This is a genomic window from Bradyrhizobium sp. MI1.3, from assembly GCF_055811695.1.
On the sequence record NZ_JBVVPQ010000005.1, the window covers coordinates 93,475 to 110,558 of the forward strand.

Here is a 17,084-nt window from a genome sequence, read left to right on the forward strand (position 1 = left end):
GCGTGATCGGCGGCGGGCGTGATTCTGCCGACGCGGCGGGTGGGTTTTGATTGCCGTTTCCGCATAGCGAAGCATCCTGGTTGGTGCTAACGTCCTCCTGCTACCTAAGCGCGCTCCGATCATAAGTGCGACCGGCAGGAGTTGTTCAGATGCTTACGAAACGAGACCTGCTTCGCTCTGCTTCGATGACAGCGCTCGCGGTCACCACGGCGAGGTCCGCCCCGGCGTTTGGGCAGAATAAGGCCGAATGGCCGAACCTAATCGAGGCCAAGGACATAGCCGAGGAAGGCTTCATCTACGGCTTACCGCTCGTGATGAATTATGCGGTCATGCAAGAATTTGCCGTGAACAAGAACTCGGGGCAGTTCAAGGCACCGTTCAACCAGATCAACAACGAGCACCACGTCGCTACCCCGGAGGACACCGCCGTCATCACGCCGAACAGCGACACCCCTTACTCGTTGCTCTGGCTGGATTTGCGGGCTGAACCAATAGTCGTCTCGGTGCCGACGATCGAGAAGGAGCGCTATTACTCGGTCCAGTTGATAGACGGTAACACCTACAATTTCGGCTACATCGGCGCCCGCGCCACGGGGAGCGAGCCGGGCGACTATCTGGTGGTCGGCCCCGACTGGAAGGGTGAAACGCCCAGCAGAATCAAGCAGGTGTTCCGATCGACCACGCCGTTCACGCTTGCGATTTTTCGCACTCAGCTCTTCAATCCCGGCGACATGTCGAACGTCGAGAAAGTTCAGTCCGGCTACAGGGCGGAGCCGCTTTCTGCCTTCAGTAAACAACCCGCCCCGCCGGCGGCGCCCAAGATTGAGTTTCTTCCTGCCAGCACGGCCGGCATCAAAGATAACTTCTTCCAATATCTCGATGCAGCCCTTCAATTCGTCCCCGAGACAGCGAGGGACAAGGCGATCCGTGCGAAACTTGCAAGGCTTGGCGTCGGTCCCGGCAAGACCTTCGCCTTCAAGGATCTATCCCTCGAACACAAGGCCGAAATCCTCGTGGGCATGAAGCAGGGTGACGACAAGGTCGACAAATGGCTGGCTGGTGGGAACAAAAACATCAACGGCTGGAACGTCGGTTCGTTTTTTGGCGACGAGACCTTCTACAACGGTGATTGGGTGATGCGGGCCGGGGCTGCCAAGGGCGGTCTCTATGGCAACGATGCGGTGGAAGCCATGTACCCCTATACGCGAACGGACGCGACCGGGGAGGCGCTCGACGGCAGCAAGCACAAGTACACCATCACCTTTGCGCCCGGCCAGTTACCGCCGGTCAATGCGTTTTGGTCGGTTACGATGTACGATGGCAAGAGCCAGTTCTTGGTCAAGAACCCGATCAATCGCTACCTCATCAACTCTCCGATGCTGACGGCGATGAAGAAGGACGCAGACGGCTCGGTGACGCTATACATCCAAAAGGATAGCCCCGGCGCAGATGCGGCAGCAAATTGGCTTCCAGCGCCGGATGACAGAATCTATCTTGTCATGCGCCTGTACTGGCCGAAGCCAACGCCGCCTTCGATCCTTCCGGCGGGCGCAGGGACGTGGCAGCCGCCCGGCGTCAAGCGGGTCTCGTAGCAGGCGCAGGCCGACACACTCGGTTGCGTTGCGATCCACCACCACGACCGGCCCCTCGAAGCCGGTCGGCTCCAGAGGAGCGCGGGTGCATCTCCGCATCGATCTCCGCGCCGCGCAGAACGACGATGGCCGAGATCCACAGCCAGGTCGTGAAGCCGATGATAGCGCCGAGCGAGCCGTAGGTTTCGTTGAACTTGCCGAAATTCGCCGGGTACCAGGAGAAGGCGCCGGAAACTGCGATCCAGAGTAGGGCGGCGATCGCACTGCCCCAGGCGACCCACCGCCAGCGCGCCGTCTCCCGGCTGAGCCCATAGCGATAGATCACTGCGAGCGCGAGCGTCAGGATCAGAAACATCGCTGGCCACCGTCCGATCCGGAGCAGCAGGTCGCCTGCGCCACTCAGACCGACATAGCCCAAGATGATGGGCACCGCGACAATGGACCCCAGCGCCATTATCACAAACACGATGCCGCCGAGCGGAGCGCTGCGTACCCATGGTCCCCCGCGCGAACTGGAAACGAATTTTGCGTCTCTCGCTCGTCACCTGTCCCGTCGCGCTCCATCCGGCCACCTCGGAGAACGAGAAGATCTCGTTCAATCAGCTCAACAACCTCGATCATGCGAATGGCCTAGGGGCTGAGCGGCGTGAGAGCGTTGCGCAGTGGCGCATCGGAAATTTGCATCAAACCCGCAAATGGCTGACCAAGCTCCAAGACCAGGTAGATCGCTCCCGCGGCCGACAGTGCAAAAACGAACAGCGCGCAGAAAACGGTTGTGCTGGGTTTGGCAAACAGGCCGAGGCTTCCAAAGATTATGGTGAGCCAGAAAATCAGCACCACCAGGAACGGCATGGGGATCGAATTGCTCGTTTGTTCGAACAGCAGCAGGCGGCTTTGCGCAATGTCGGTGGCGATCTGTACGGCCCTGGCCTGCACGGAGCGCTGGGCATCGTTCTGCGGCGAAAGCTGCTGCAGCTTGGTGAAGAATGCCTCGCTTGCGGCGCTCGCCTCGAAAGGGGTCCCCTTGGCCGCCTCGGAACTATTCTCGCGCCACATTCGATCGGCCAAAACAGCGACGCTGCGCCGTAACAGACGGCGTACGTCGTTCGTCTCCGGTCCGTACTGCGCCAGCAGATTGTCCAGCACTACCACGCTGCTTGTCATATGCGTCACTTGAGTGCTCTGCGTGTCGTAGGAGCCCTTCGCCGAGCCAATCAGCAGGCCGAGGACAAGCGCGGCTATCGTCCCGATGAGGCCGGTGCCCAGCCTGACCACATCCTTCTCATCGGTGCTCAGGTGATGCCCAGGAAGGAACATACCGAACAGGGCGCCGCCCGCGATGCATACAAACGTGATGCCCGATAACGCGATTGCATTCATGATTCACCAGTGTCGCGAGGCAGCGGGGTCACTCCGTCCATTTTGCGTTCCCGCAATCGCCGTGCCACGGCATGCCGCGACGTTGCGGCGTCGCCTAGGCCGCCGAAGCAACTGCGGGCCTCTTCGCGAGCAGGGCTCGTCGGTCGTGGATCAAGCCCTCCAGCCGGTGCGCTGCAACGTTCAATGTGGCATCATCCACGGCGCGCTCGTCTCCACCAGCGGATTTGGCGCGCTCCGCTCTTAGAATGCCGTCGATTTCTTCTTCGATATCCGAAAGCTCAGCCTCTGTATCGACTTTCCGAATCCGACGTGCCAGGGCGTAGAGAGAGTCGAGCGGGCCTTCAGGTGCGGGGCTACCGAGCCCCAGGAATTTCCACGCCGCCGCCAGCATAGTGGCGGCGCCGCCCAACACCATCGGCGTCAGATAGATCCAGTTGCCGTATTCATCCATGAAGCTCTGCGTGGTGCTGTTGTAGACAGCGGCCGCACCGGGGTGGAGCGGAAGGTAGGCATCCTGGTCGGTGCTGGGCGCGGTGATCTGCGCGAAAATCGGCTGCTCGCGCAGAAGATTCCTGCGCGCGCTCATGATCGCCTGCGTGAGTCTGGTCACCAGATCGGTGCCGAGCTTATTTTGCGCAACCAAGTACAACGACGTCCTCAAGGTCGTCAGATCATCTTCCGGGACCGGTGGCGATCCCCGCAGCGTGCCCTTCGGCACGTCGAAGCTTTCGAAGGCGCGTTCAGTCTCTGCAATTGCTCCCGCTGAATCGATCGGGATCAATACCGGGACCTTTTTATGGTCGAGCTGAAAGAATCCGCGAACGAGTGAGAGGTATTTTTCGGCGAGCGGAATCACGACCAGCAGGGCACTGACCTGTTTTGACTGAATGGCCTGCCGGACGTCCGCCAAAGCAACATTCTTGAACACAACTTTTGCGTTTGCCAAATCATATTCTTTGGTCAGCACATCGACAATTTTGGCGTTCGCCACCCCACCGACCACGCCGATCGCGCGTCCTTTGAGGTTTTCAATGCTGTCGATGGCCGATCCCGGCGGCGCGATGACCAGTACGACCATATGGCTGACGACGACGACGGCTTGCGCGTGCGACAAATCGCCGACATCGCCGCGAACCACGGCCAGATCGACCTTACCCGCGGAGAACGCGGCAGCGGCCTCAAGCGCTGTGCCGCTGTCGATGACCTTGAGCCGGACCGGCGCGTTCGTCGAAACGAGTTCGCTCGCCATCGCCGACATTGCCTTGGCTGCCTCGCCGTCGATCGACCCGACCGCCACGGTCAGCGTGACCGGGCGAGCGTAGTACCGATAGGCGAGGAGACCTGCGCCTGTCGCAACGATCACTACTCCGACAAGCGCGAAGAAGCGAAGCCAGAGCGGTAATTTCCTCGACATCCTCGCCACTCCAGACACGTCGTCCGATGGACATCGCTGAATCGCCTTGATTGCAGCGGCCCCTGCTCAAACGCACCGCACTATGGATCAGAACTGTCGGCCGATGCCGGCTATGCCCAAGTCGGCGCGAGAATGCGTCGCGAAGGGTATTGCCTCATCTGACCAATTGACGAGCATTGGCGGGGCGGTCTGTGCGGGGCCAATTGTGGCAAGGTCAGCGCGGCGCTGACCGCAGTGACTGCAAGGCGGCTAAGAAGGAGCTTCATTATATCGTCTCCGTTTTTAAGCCTCGAACCGAATGCGTGGAACACTACCGCGGGTTGCGATGGTTAGCTATGCCAAAAACGGCAGAGGTTTGATCGGATGTTGCGTCCGAGATTGGTGTTCACTGTGTGACAACGCAGAGACGCCCGATGACGAAGGACCAAATCAATCGTCTGAGACTGTGAAATCGAGGCGGCGATGAGGTGGGGATGGAAGATATCAGCGAGTAGCGGACGGACCTGGCCCTCCGTCGTGCCGTACGAAAATTCCTGGAAAATCGACATCATGACAGACGGGCCGGAGCGTCAAGTCGTTTGATCAGCCCCTTTCGACCCCTCGCACCATTTGGAATTTTGCGGAGGGGCCACATGGACGTGGAGGCGCATAATAGCAATGGCTGACGCTTGCGTTCGGTGCTAGGGTGATACTCGTTGAGGTAGCCGAGGTTTTTCGGCCCCTCGCGGCGATCTCGTCCTGATGATGCGGCTGTACTGGCCGAGCGAAAACGATCCCTTGATCATCGACAATTCTTGGAAGCTTCCGCCGGCGAAGAAGATGAGTTGCGGGGCTGCAAACAGCTCGAATTGATCTCAAGCCATTTGCGGCGAACAGTGACCAAATAGGCCTCGCGCGACCAGGCTGAACAATGGTTGGATGGGCTTGGCCATGCGAGCGATGCGAGCGGTAAGGACGGCGAGAAGGACGAGATCATGGGTAGATCGCTTGGACCAATGATGCTGGCCATCGCTGTTCTTTTCAGCCCGGTTGCGCAGGCGCAGCCGCTTGCGGGGGCCCACAATCCGCAGGAGGTGCTGGCCGCGCAGATACGTCTGCAGGGGTTCGCATGCGACAAGCCGCTTGGGGCGGTGAGGGACAAAAAGCGCTCCAGGCCGGACTACGCCGTCTGGACACTGAATTGCGGCAACGGGACGTACCGGATCGGACGCGCCCCCGATATGGCCGCGAAGGTCGAATCTGTTCGATGAGGGCAGGTTCTTCGGGGCACATTACTGCCTTGGCACTGGTGAGTGGGAGATTTCAGATGCCTCTCTCGATTTCGCTGATAGTTCTGAGCTCGCAATTGGTCGTCGCCGCGGCTGATACCGTCCCTAAATTTGACATCGGGGGTAGCTGCAAGGCCACTGCCAGTGCGACGGCTGGCATGTCCGAGGACCAGCCGCTCAAGCGGTGCATAAGCGACGAGCAGGACGCGCAGCGCCAGCTCGAAAGCCAGTGGTCAACATTTACCAGCTCGAGCCGAGTAAGCTGCGCCGGGATGGAAAACAGCACGCGAAGCTACGTCAGCTTGCTGACCTGCCTGCAGTTCGCCAACCAAGCCAAGTAGCTGAACCGCCCTGGTCGATGCGAAAGCGCCTGGCGAAGCGGTGCGCTTGAGATCTGCATCAGGCCTGCGAATGGCTGTCCGAGCTCCAGGACAAGGTAGATCGCTCCGGCGGCCGACGGCGCGAAGGCGACGAGCAAGGCCGGCGACGGTTGCGCCGGGCTGGGCACACAGGCCAAAGCTCACGCAGATCATGGTCAGCCAGAAAATCAGCCCGACCATGAAGGGAATGGAAGGATTGTCGTTTTCCGTGAACATCAACAGCGCAGTAGCCGCTGGATGGATTGCCGGCCCCGCGAGAACGCGATGGCCGCTGCGTCGGAGCATCGGCCAGGAGGGCGCGCCGGCGAGGCTGTTGCTCTTTCGTCGCAGTTTTTACCTTTTTTCTGGCAAATCAATCGTGAGCGAATTTTACATAGCAGTCCTGCTTTCTCCAGGGCTACAGTATCGCCGAGTTGTATTCGGAGGCGACACATCCTGCGGGGGACGGCTATGAAGGCGAGAATTGCACTGGCCTCGGCTAATGGTGCGCGGCCAATCACAGCACATCGACGCAGAGTTATTTCTGCAGCCCTCCTGACGTCCACTCTGCTGCTTTCCGCCCCGTCTGCCTTCGCCGACGAAAACGGCATCAGTTTCTGGATCCCCGGCCTCTTCGGAAGCCTCGCGGCCACGCCTCAGCAGCCGGGTTGGTCACTCGCAAATATCTACTATCACACCTCCGTATCCGCCGGCGCCGACGTCGCGCGGGCGCGCGAATTCACGCTCGGCAGAGTTCCCGCCAACCTCAACGTAAACGCGAATCTGAATTTGCATCTCAACGCCACCGGCGATCTTGGCCTTGTGCTCCCGAGCTATGTGTTTGCAACGCCGGTGCTCGGCGGCCAGGCCTCGGTGTCCCTCCTGGCAGCCTATGGCGTCGTCGGCACCAGCCTGGCGGGGACCTTGTCCGGCGTTCTCACGACGCCCTTCGGCAATGTTCCCTTCGCGCGGTCCGACACCATCAGCGACACCACGTGGGGCTTTGGGGATCTGGCGCCGCAATTCGCATTGCGCTGGAACGCCGGTGTCCACAACTACATGACCTATATCACCGGCGACATCCCAGTTGGCGCCTACCAATCCGATCGTTTGTCGAACCTCGGCATCGGACACGGCGCGATCGACGTCGGCGGCGGCTACACCTATTTCAATCCGCAGACCGGTCACGAATTTTCCGGCGTGCTCGGCTTCACCTACAATTTCAAAAACACTGCCACGCAGTATCAAAGCGGCGTCGACATGCATTTCGACTGGGGTGCATCGCAATTCCTGTCGAAGCAGGTCATGGTCGGCCTCGTCGGCTATGTCTACAAGGGGCTGGGCTGTGACAGCGGTTCTGGTGACCGTGTCGGCTGCTTCCAGTCCCAGGTGGTTGGTATCGGACCCCAGATCGGTTTCCTTTTCCCGGTCGGCGACATGCAGGGCTATCTCAATCTGAAAGCTTACGGAGAGTTCGCTGCGGAAAATCGGCCGTCAGGCTGGAATACCTGGGTCACTTTCTCTATCTCGCCGCCTGCGCCTGGAGCGCCTCCGACAACAAAACCCGTCGTCAGAAAATACTAGGAACATGCAATTGGCCCTTGCGAAGCGGCGGCATCCCTCCACGAGGTCCGCTCGTGGAGGCATGGCGGACCAGATTTTCTCACGTTGAGTTTTTCGCGTTTTGACCCAACTCGGACGTCGAACTTGTCTGCGATTTTGACTGCGCAGTCGGGAAATACCGCGCCGGTGCGTGGCATCCAGCGCGGTACATGTTTAGCTGGCTTTTTGCACCGCCGGGGGCTTCCACGAGCCGTTCAGGATCGAAGGCGACTCATCCTTCGGCCAGTACATCCTCAGCATCGGAATGAACTCGCCCTTCGGAGCCGGAAGCCAGTTCGCCTCCTTGTCCTTACCCGGCGATTCATTCTGGAAGTAAAGCGTCAGCGAACCATCGGCGTTGAACTTTGGATTGTCGCGCAGGCTGACGGTAAATTTGTTCAGCGGGTTGGGAACGAACCACCAGCCCTGGTCGATCATGTACATGGTGATCGACCAGAAGCCGTTGACCGGCGGCGTCGCGTCCTTGGCGAAGGTCAATGTGTACTTGTTTGCGCCCGTCAGCTTCTGTCCCGTCGAATCAGTCTCGGTGTAGGGATAGACGGCATCCCGCTGCTGGTTGGCGGGCCAGCCGAATGCCGCCACCACAGCGCGCTTCATGTAGCTGTCGGCGCCGTAGGTACCTAGCCCCTTAGTCACCACCCAGCCGTTCATGATCTCGCCCAAGGCTGCCTTGTTGTCTTCAATTTTTTTCAGTGCTGATTGCGGAATGTCCTTCAATGCGGCCTGCACAGCGGGATCGAGCTTGCTCATCTCAAACGGCTTGCCGGGTACGATGCCGATCTTCGCCATGCTCGCGAGGATGGGGCCATCTCCCGCCGCTGGCGGTGCATCCCCACCCATTAGCTTCGCCATGAGATTGAAATACCCCTCCGTTCCCATAGCTATGATGAGCGGTTGCGGCTTGTCGGTCATGCTGAACCCGAGATTCGGATTCACCGGCGGCGCGACAGGTGTATAGGGCTTGCCCCACGAAGAAAGCGGCGTGATCTTGTACTGTGCCTGCAACTCGTTGACTGCCTTGTAATCCTGTTCGGTGCCATCAGCATAAGTTCGGCCCAAAATAACCATGTAGCGCGTTGCCATGGGAAACTGCGTCATGCCTGCCGGTACCTCGCCCTTCCAGCCAGGCCCGGTGAACAGGTAGTTGGCGGCCTTGCCGTCAGCCGTGCGTCTGCTCGGCGATGACTCGGAATCCGACATCCAAAGGTCGGTCAGCTCGAACAAATAGAAACGATTGCCCATCTCTGGGTGACTGAACACCTGCGGTTCAGTGAGGTCGAGCCAACCCAGAGAATAAAGTGTGTCCGCATTTGGCGCCGAGACGCCACGATAATCGGCCGGCGGATAGCGCGGAACGTTGATGAACTGTCCGGTTGGCGCCGTAAGCCCTTCAACCTTTGGCACATTGCTCATCTGAACCTGCGTGACATAGGTCGTGATGAGCGAATAGCCGTAGATATATGCGCTCTCGGCGATCTGCCGCGCTTCCTCAGGAGTGACTGCTTGTGCGTGTGCAGGCAGGGGCATTCCGTTGAGGACCGTGAATGCCAAGCTGGCCGCAGCCGCGCCGTTTACGAATGATCGTCGGGTCGATTTCATGGCGAACTCCTCACTTTGGTTCAAAGGGGAGACAAGCGCTCGTCGAACCTAAGGAAAATTCAGCGGCTCAACACGACGCCCGGTTGACCTTAATCTTTGAAGCGTACCATTAATTGCACTCTAAAGCCAAGCGTGCCGTGATCGCTGTTGGTCCGACTCCGCATTCCGGACATATGGCGTTTGCACCGCTGCTAAGGGCGTAGCAGACGTCAAACGTCTCAGGCGGCAACGGCTCAACGTGTGGATAGAGGGCCTACGGAGAAGAGGGCCTGCTTGAGTTCGGTGGTCACTCCAGGCAGGTGTCACCGCTAGTCCAGGACGTCATGGACCTCGACAACTGCCTCGTCGAACGAGAGGCCCGACGGCCGATCGCGACGCACGATGTCGAGCGCGCGCGCGGGCGTGCGGGTCGGCGCAGTCCTGCATCCAGCCGTGCTCCTCGCATTCGCGGATGGCGTCGGCTTCCTGCAGCACCGAGGGGGCAGCCGCGCTGGGTCCCGACCGCCGGCCGTCTTTCCTTCCTCATCAGCACCGAAATGGCTCCTGGCCCTAACAAATCCTTGCGACAGTCCGCTCGTTGCTCGGGGTTAGCATAGGTCGCGCATTCCGAAATCCAGAGGGTCCGGATTGTCCATCTCCGTAGGCCTGTGTAGAACCCTATGGGGCAGGCGCCGGGTCTTCCTTCACGCCGCGGGCCACGATCCGCAGCGCCCCGTCCGGGAGGGGCCGCTGCAGCTTCAGCGCCTCGTCCGGAGGCGCGGTCATCCAGGTCTCGACCTCTTCAGGCGTCGTCAGGATCACAGGCATCGCCTTCGGATGGATGGCGCCCACCTCCGCGTTAGGCTCAGTGGTCAGGAATGCGTAGAGGTCGTTGATCGTCTCGCCTTCTTTGACCTTCCGGACCGACGTCCAGTTAGTCCAGATCCCGGCGAAGCAGGCGAGCGGGCGAGTCTCGTCGAGCGCGAACCAGATGTCGCCGCCCTCGGCCTTGTTGAACTCGCTGAACGAATTGAACGGCACCACGCAGCGATTTTCGACGCCGAGCCAGCGCGTCCAGTGTTTGCTTTTCACATTGCGGATGTTGGTCGTTCCAGAATCCGGCTCCATCCGGAGCAATTCTTTGAAGTCGACGGTCTTGCCCTTGGCCTGCAGCTTCTCGGCGCGCTTCTTGGTGGCGTCCATCAGCGCTTTGGACGACGACGGCATGCCCCAGCGCGCGGTCGCGAGCTCGCGGCCCTCGGCGCCGGTCCTGACGATCGGCGCCGAGTAGTCGGGAAAGACGCCCGGCATCGGGGCCAAATTGCCGACGTACCGGTTGACGACGCGAAAGAGCGCGCTGACGGCGGCCTGGTTGGTGGTGATCGAGTACAGATTTCACGTGGTCAGGTCTCCGGATCCGGATGGCGGGCCCGCTGCGTCAGCTGCAGAAGCGTGGCCGGGGGCCGACGGCCGGCCTTAGCACACTTGCTGCAGCGGAGACGGCTCGCCAAGTCGTGGACGAATGTGGTCGGCGGATGGCGCACCGCGGCCATGTCGACGTCCCGCTTGGTCCTGCAGCGCTGGCACTCGATCTCGATCCATGGGTATCCCCCATTCAGGGCCTGGTCGATCGTGGGCGAGGGGTCGATCGGCTCGCCGTTTGCCCACATGCGCTCGTTCCAGGATTCGCACAGCAGCTTGTCGGCCGTCCGGATCAAGGCCTGCCCCTTCGCGCGGGCTTCGGCCGACTGCGCAGCGAGGATCGAGGTCATCGCCCGAGCCCGGCCGAGTTCCTTGACAAGAGCCTTGCGGTCGCCTCCAGACAACGGGGTGGGGTGGTGCTTGGGGGCCATGGCGCGCCGCAGGGCTAGGCGCCGTCAAACGACGGCCAGCAGCCGTCTTCCTCGTGTCGCCCGGTCCGCTGCGAACACGTGTTGTCCAGCAGGCGCCGCCCGACGTCCCTCCAAACCGCGTCCGGACCGTAGAGCCGGACGGCATCGGCCTTCTGGATCTCCACGGTCCGGCCGCAGCGCCGACAGCCCACCCTCAGTAAATGCTGGGGAATTTTGCTCAGCCGCAGCGCCGCTCCGGAAGGGCCGAGCCGGGCTTCTGCGCGCGGATCGTCGAGGATGGCCCGCCAATATTCGATGGGGAGGTCGTCTGCCGGTCCTAGGACCGGCGCTGACAGGGTTTTCCTGCCGGTCTCGGTAGAGGAGGCGAGTTTCTGCATCTGCTGCCTGGAGGGGAAGCGCCAGCTGGCGGAGTGACCGGACATCGACCATCCCCCAGCGGTGTCTCCTATTGGCGGCGTACGAATGGCGCCACCGGCTCATCGGATCTGTCTGACGTCGGCAAAAGCGCTGTCAGCGGCCTCAAAGTGCGTTTCGCGAACGGGACATACTAGTCCACCTCGAGGCTCCTCAACCGCGTTTCTGCCGAGGGGAAGGCTTAGTCCTCTTGCCAGGAGGTTTACCGGGAGGTGAGCGCGTCTTCTGAGCCTTCCGGTTTGGTTGGAGAAGGCGGCCGCCGATCGCGTTCCCCCTCAAGTCGGCGATCCGGTACAACCTCGCGAAAACCTGCTTGTGATCGAACGCGGGTACGACGCCTGCCTCGTCGAGGGCAGCCTTCATGGTGGCGATCGGAACGTTGTGCTCCTTCGCCAACCTGAACAGCGAGATGTAGCCTTCTCGGAACCGGTCCACCGCCTCTACGGAGACAAGCTTCTGAGGGCGCCTGTTCACGGGATTGGCCGCCAAGAACGTGGCGATGTGTTCGTGCGCGACGAGAGCTGCGAGTACGCGGTCCGAAATCCTCATCCTGCGTGCCGCTTCGCATAGGGAAAGGCCGGTGTTATCTTCGCCGCGGAGCGCTCTGATGGCTTGATCCGGATCGACAAGGATACCGAGATATCCCCGGACCCCACTTGCCGTTTTTGTTTCGAGCCTCTTGTCGAGCATCAGCGCGATCACGTCCGCAGCGGAACGGCAGCATCGTTTGGCGGTATAGGGAATATTGCGGAATTTGCTGTGCCCGTGGACAACTGGCGAATTGATCCCGAGCTTCAAGAGGAAGGCATCGAGATCCGCGGAGGCGTAGCGGTCTTGACCTCCGGAGTTTGCCGCTCGATGGCGGGCCTGCACGAAGCCACGCTCGATGAGCAGCGCCATTTGACTGCGCGGCGCATTGAGATGCTCCATCGCTTCGGTAGCCGAAAGCGCATTTGCGAGGGGCGCCGCGACGGCGAGCCCGGCATCGGCGTCGAAGAGTACGTTGTGGTCCGACATATCCATCTGCTCGTCGGTCACGAGTCCCGCAGCCCGTAGATGCCTACGCAGGACTTTCGGGTGCACCGACGTCTGGCGAGCCAGGGTTTGCAGCGAGTGAAGGCGGCGCCTTCCAACCGGTTTGCCCAAAATGGACTGGCCGCCATCGATGGCGAAGTTTGCCAGAATGTAGTCCCGCATGATCCTGCGGACTACGTCGTATTCGGCGTCGTACTCGGGGTTGTCGGTCCGGGCAAGTAGCAGGTACAGCTTTCCGAACAGGACACTAGGACCATCGAGCCGTGAGCGACCGTCGACCGCATCCTTGAGACGGGCCATGAGCGAACGGAAGCTTTCGGCGCCTCCCGCAAATGCGACATAGCCGGCAGCGCCGGCGGCATCGCGCTGCTCGGCAGAGAGCTGTTTTGCGTCGAGATTCGGAAACAATGCGATTGCACCGGTCGTTTCACTTAGGCGCACGGCCGATCCGATCTTCATCGTATCCAAGAGCCCGCCACCGTTCCCGCCTGCTAGACGCCTCAGCGCGTAGGTTTGGAGAGGGCTGGGAGCCAGCGGCTGCACGGCCGCTAGTTCTTTGAGCCGAGGAAAAAGCAGTCTCACCTGTTGGGCAAAGTCGTGCCGCAACCTGACGCTATCCGTCTGGTCTGCGTATGCCATCGGAATGCGGTGGACCGGACAGAGCCGGACGATGTCGAGGAGCCAAGCGGCTCGTCCGTAAGCAGCGGATTGCGGCAATAGCTCAGGATGCGCCTTGATGTCGGCGAGCGCGCAGGCGGGACAGACCGCAAGGCGGACGCGCCGAAGGGCGATCCGGTCTAGAGGTTCTCCGTGGAACGTCCAGTGAAACGGACTGGACTTGGCGAATGCGTTGACGAGCAGCGGCTCCGGCTTCATCCCGCCAAGGGCCGCAAGTGAGCGGAGGCTTTTCTCGTCACCGTCGGCCACGTCGACGAGGCGGATCTCGAAGTGCTTGCAGAAGGCCTCAGCTCGGGTGCCGTTGCGTGCTGCCAGTCGCGAGACGTAGCTCACCGGCGTCTCGTCGGAGTGGAACGGTACGGTCAGGCGAAGCTTCTGAACGATCATGGGTCCGACCTGCGCGGCTTTTCTTTTTTCGTTTTGCGCTCGTCTTCCTCGTCATCATCCGTACGGTGCTGAATGATGCTGGTGTCGATATCCTGCCAGTAGTCGGATACGAACACGTTGAGTTCGACCGGCTGCAGCGTTCTGGCCGCGTAGGCATCCGCGTAGTCCTGCAGCGTGACGACCTTTCGGCCCGACAGAACACAGACGCCGATAGCCAAGACCGTGAGTTCGAAGAACAGCCCGAACTGACGCGCGGCACCGTGGCAGATGCGTGCGCGCAGTTCGGTTTCCTTGGCGGCCTTCAAGGAGACGCCGGCGAGCTTTTCGTACTCGCCCAATCCGCGGTCGAGATCTTCGCGGTCGTGCTTCACATCGATTGGATGGAATTCGACGAACCTGGTACGTCGCGTCAACGTGGCATGCGATTCCCGAGCCTCCGGAGTGGGCTCGTCGAGGAAGTCGTCGTCGAAGAGCCTCCTCAATTCCCGCAGTCCCGAAATAATAGGGTTCACAGGCCAGTCGAGATCCGTCATCAGACCTGCGAACGTCTCGACGATCTTGCTGCGTTCCAGGCGGTTCTTCTGTTTGATGATCCGCTGTGCTTCCTCAAAGTGGGGGACGAGAATGTTCTGGTGCTGCATCTGGAAGCGGGCAAGGGCCCAGGCCTCGTTCTCCGGTAGGTGTGTTTTCGTCCGATAACCGCACGCATGCACAGTTGCCAATCCCAGCTGACCTAAGGTCGCCGGCGCGCGGGTTTGGATCGTGATGAGGGGGCAACCCCCTTTAGGATTCCGGTAGTTCGGGAAGTAAGGGTTGTCCTTCAAGAAGTGCTGCATCGCTTTCGTCTTGCCCGCGCCGCTCGGAGCGATGATGGCGATCGCGCTGCCTTCGCCGCGGTTGTCGACACCTTCGGGACGGGACAGGTCTCGCCGGACCATATTGTCCATGATCATGAAATCGATCTTCTGAGCGAGATCATCGTCACGACTCGTCGTGACGTAGTGAGCCTTCAGCTTCTCCATCAGCGCCACATGCTTGAGCGTGGCCGGACCCGACAAGCGGCGCCATAATTTGATAGGGTCGTTGCTCGGCGGATCGCTGTCCGGCGGCGTTGACGCTGTGCGCTTCATGCCCTTAATCCTGAAGTTTGAAGATGCGCCGGAAGCCGGGGCGCCGCTGTGCCCGCTTCGGCGCGCGGGCCGCCCTCTTGGTCGCGGCTGTCGCCTTCTTGCTGTGCTTTTTGGGGCGCGACGTCGCTTTTCCGGACGAGGGGCGCCCCTGGGCGCGCGCGGTCGCGCCGCTGGCGCGCTTCTGCTTGGAGGATGCGGTGCGGCGACGCTGCGGCCCGGCGCGCAGCTTGGTGGGCCGCTTGCGCGGCCGCGCCGGCGCGGCGTCGCCGACCCCGGTGGAGGTTTCGTAGATGTCAGTCGACGGCTCGTGCGTCTCATTGTACTCGTCGTCCGGATACGCTGCGAAGACCTCCATGCGAGCCTCGGCGGCGAGAGCCCTTTCGCGCGGGAGTGGGTTGTCGCTGATGTCAGCCCGCTTGCGGCCGATCTGAGCAATGCGATCAAACTGCTGGAGAGCGTGCGTGATGAGGCTCCGGTGACCTCCTTCTTCACGTATTTCGCGTGATTGCGGAGCTCAGCTTCCGCACCAATCCACGTCTCCGCATCGACGAGGTGGAAGACCTTGGACGTTCTGACGGTCAACCAGGAGCGTTTCCCGATCTTGACTGAGATCGCTCCGAGATTGGCGGGGTGGACGCGACACTTGAGCTTGACCGGCCCGTGCTTCACGAAGATTTCGTGCAAACGCTTCGAGCGATACCTGATGTTCAGAAATCTGATGCCACCCGGTGTCAGCACGCGATCGATATCGTACCCGAAGATGTTGCGTAGCTTGTCGTGGTCTGGCGTGCCCCAGACGCCGTGCAGACGCGTGAGCCTTAGGTATTCTTCGCGGGGAGTTCTAGCGCCGAGGGCGGCCATCTGCTTGTTGTGATGGCAATCGACCGCGAACAGGACCAGCACGCGTCCGAGTTCATCGAGGGTCGTGCCCGCGCGGCCGGAGGCGTCGTACTCTCCTTTGGTGTTGATGTCGGCGAACGTGCGGCCCTCGAACCAGCTCAGGAGGCTTTCGTCGATCGACCGGAACATCCGCTCTACCATGCCGCGAAGCTGCGGCACGCCGCCTGGCGGGCAGAAGAAGCCGATTTGGAGATCGCGGAGAACGGTGTGTACTTCCCTGTTGTTGATGGGGCTTCCGCCATCCGAGTACATGTGCTCCATGACGCCGTAGATGTCGTACGGAGTAATCGCACCGGCCGCATCGGCGAACTTCTTCTTGTCGGCGAGGGTCATCTCGAGCAGGCGGAGAATGCTCTTGGTGCTGGCGGTGCGGGACAGGGTCATGCCCAAGATGACATGGGTGCGGCGGCACATGGCGATGGCCAAATGCATGCGCACTTTCTTGAGCTTCCTGCGCGACGTGCGAGTGAGCTTCTCCCAGGCGCCGCTCCAGCTCAGGATGGTCTGAAGATGGACGGTCCAGTGATCGATTTCGACGTGCTGAAGCGGTCGGAGAACGTCTTGGATGCCATCGCCGTAGCTCTGGCATTGCCTGATCGCCTCATCGATGCCTTCGCGGCCGGCCAGCACCTCGAAATGGTCCAGCATTTTGATCTCACGATAGATACGGCCATAGCTGGGAACATCCAGCGGGGCCAGCTTCTTCTTTTTGCGCTCTGGATTGAGCGTCTTCTCGATATACTGCTGCATGTCCTCCCAGCATTTCAGCCTGCTGGGCTTGTTTGGAGCGGCATACCTGCGGGCGAATTCCTTGACGATCACTGCCCGTTCATCGGCCAGTCGTTCTTCGCGGTTTCCGCTCCGGTATGTGCGTGGACAGAGCGCGAGAGGGTCTCGCCCGCCTTCGACGAAGTCGTTGCGCCACTCGCGGAATGCTTTGGGGCCTGGGGGGTCCGGGAACGTCTTGAGCCGACCCGCGCGACCGCGCTTGCCGTTATTGTCGAGCTTGCTATATCGCTGACGAACTTTCTGGTCCGCGAGGGAGATGGCCTCTTTGAGCGGATCGTCGCCGAGCGTAACCGTCTTCGGCATCTGATTTTGGAGCTTTTCGAACGCCTCGATGAGGTCCTTCTTCCAGATGACCCTCATCCGCACTTCGTACGGCAGATCGGACAGCATGCTGACGCCGGAGCGGAGCCGGGCTTTCGTCTGCCGGGGCGAATACCAGTGGCGGTCGTGCCTGTAACCGGGTTTGCTCGCCCTGACTCGCATCTCTTCGTGCGAGTAGGCCCGGGTGAATTTGGGATCGTGTTCGGCAACGAAGATATGGCCGTCGTCGTTGGTTTCCTTGCAGCGCCAGTCGCACTCGAAGCCGGGGAGGATGATGCGGTCGTCCGTTTCGTAACGGATCCGCTCCGGCTGCCCGTAGGCACCGATCACCGGAGCGGGTACGTCACGAAGGACCTTCGCCAT

General features: G+C 61.0%; 13 protein-coding genes and 1 pseudogene. 5 read left to right on the forward strand and 9 right to left on the reverse strand.

Going from position 1 to position 17,084, the window contains the following annotated elements; genetic code table 11:
• Positions 1 to 149 precede the first annotated feature (149 nt).
• Positions 150 to 1,592 carry a DUF1254 domain-containing protein gene (locus AC0L3A_RS05035; RefSeq protein WP_473253743.1) on the forward strand — a complete coding sequence of 481 codons (1,443 nt, stop codon included), beginning with the start codon at positions 150 to 152 and terminating at the stop codon, positions 1,590 to 1,592.
• Here AC0L3A_RS05035 and AC0L3A_RS05040 read toward each other — a convergent pair.
• Positions 1,576 to 2,058 carry a YihY/virulence factor BrkB family protein gene (locus tag AC0L3A_RS05040; RefSeq protein ID WP_473253744.1) on the reverse strand — a complete coding sequence of 161 codons (483 nt, stop codon included), beginning with the start codon at positions 2,056 to 2,058 and terminating at the stop codon, positions 1,576 to 1,578. The two genes, AC0L3A_RS05035 and AC0L3A_RS05040, sit on opposite strands and share 17 nt — an antisense overlap.
• 29 nt (positions 2,059 to 2,087) lie before the next feature.
• On the opposite strand from AC0L3A_RS05040, the pseudogene AC0L3A_RS05045 reads away from it, so the two are divergent.
• Positions 2,088 to 2,201, forward strand: a pseudogene (locus AC0L3A_RS05045) (non-homologous end joining protein Ku); the annotation flags it as partial.
• A gap of 21 nt (positions 2,202 to 2,222) precedes the next feature.
• Here the strand turns inward: AC0L3A_RS05045 and AC0L3A_RS05050 are convergent.
• Complete coding sequence (locus AC0L3A_RS05050) at positions 2,223 to 2,972, reverse strand: bestrophin-like domain (RefSeq protein WP_473253745.1); 750 nt, start codon at positions 2,970 to 2,972, stop codon at positions 2,223 to 2,225.
• A gap of 94 nt (positions 2,973 to 3,066) precedes the next feature.
• Positions 3,067 to 4,386, reverse strand: a complete 1,320-nt coding sequence (locus AC0L3A_RS05055) for a TAXI family TRAP transporter solute-binding subunit (protein ID WP_473253746.1) — start codon at positions 4,384 to 4,386, stop codon at positions 3,067 to 3,069.
• Between the two features lie 914 nt (positions 4,387 to 5,300).
• On the opposite strand from AC0L3A_RS05055, the gene AC0L3A_RS05060 reads away from it, so the two are divergent.
• From AC0L3A_RS05060 to AC0L3A_RS05070, 3 genes are all read left to right on the forward strand, one after another.
• Positions 5,301 to 5,636 (forward strand): hypothetical protein, encoded by a 336-nt coding sequence (locus AC0L3A_RS05060; RefSeq protein ID WP_354201478.1) that lies wholly within the window; start codon positions 5,301 to 5,303, stop codon positions 5,634 to 5,636.
• Positions 5,637 to 5,692: 56 nt separating this feature from the next.
• Entirely contained in the window at positions 5,693 to 5,995 is a 303-nt protein-coding gene (locus tag AC0L3A_RS05065) for a hypothetical protein (RefSeq protein WP_354201479.1), read from the forward strand.
• Positions 5,996 to 6,484: 489 nt separating this feature from the next.
• Positions 6,485 to 7,597 carry a SphA family protein gene (locus AC0L3A_RS05070; protein ID WP_473253797.1) on the forward strand — a complete coding sequence of 371 codons (1,113 nt, stop codon included), beginning with the start codon at positions 6,485 to 6,487 and terminating at the stop codon, positions 7,595 to 7,597.
• Between the two features lie 192 nt (positions 7,598 to 7,789).
• Here AC0L3A_RS05070 and AC0L3A_RS05075 read toward each other — a convergent pair whose 3' ends face one another.
• From AC0L3A_RS05075 to AC0L3A_RS05100, 6 genes are all read right to left on the reverse strand, one after another.
• Positions 7,790 to 9,235: a DUF1254 domain-containing protein gene (locus AC0L3A_RS05075; protein WP_473253747.1), complete on the reverse strand. Its 1,446-nt coding sequence runs from the start codon at positions 9,233 to 9,235 to the stop codon at positions 7,790 to 7,792.
• A 657-nt stretch (positions 9,236 to 9,892) separates the two neighbouring features.
• Entirely contained in the window at positions 9,893 to 10,606 is a 714-nt protein-coding gene (locus AC0L3A_RS05080; protein WP_473253798.1) for an SOS response-associated peptidase, read from the reverse strand.
• An 11-nt stretch (positions 10,607 to 10,617) separates the two neighbouring features.
• Positions 10,618 to 11,067, reverse strand: coding sequence for a hypothetical protein (locus AC0L3A_RS05085; RefSeq protein ID WP_473253748.1), 450 nt, complete (start codon positions 11,065 to 11,067; stop codon positions 10,618 to 10,620).
• 14 nt (positions 11,068 to 11,081) lie between these two features.
• Positions 11,082 to 11,489: a hypothetical protein gene (locus AC0L3A_RS05090; RefSeq protein ID WP_473253749.1), complete on the reverse strand. Its 408-nt coding sequence runs from the start codon at positions 11,487 to 11,489 to the stop codon at positions 11,082 to 11,084.
• Positions 11,490 to 11,634: 145 nt separating this feature from the next.
• On the reverse strand, positions 11,635 to 13,581 hold the full coding sequence (locus tag AC0L3A_RS05095) for a TniQ family protein (RefSeq protein WP_473253750.1): 1,947 nt from the start codon (positions 13,579 to 13,581) through the stop codon (positions 11,635 to 11,637).
• The gene (locus tag AC0L3A_RS05100; protein WP_473253751.1) at positions 13,578 to 17,084 is read right to left on the reverse strand and encodes a hypothetical protein; all 3,507 of its coding nucleotides are present in this window, start codon (positions 17,082 to 17,084) and stop codon (positions 13,578 to 13,580) included. The genes AC0L3A_RS05095 and AC0L3A_RS05100 overlap by 4 nt, the downstream gene beginning before the upstream one ends.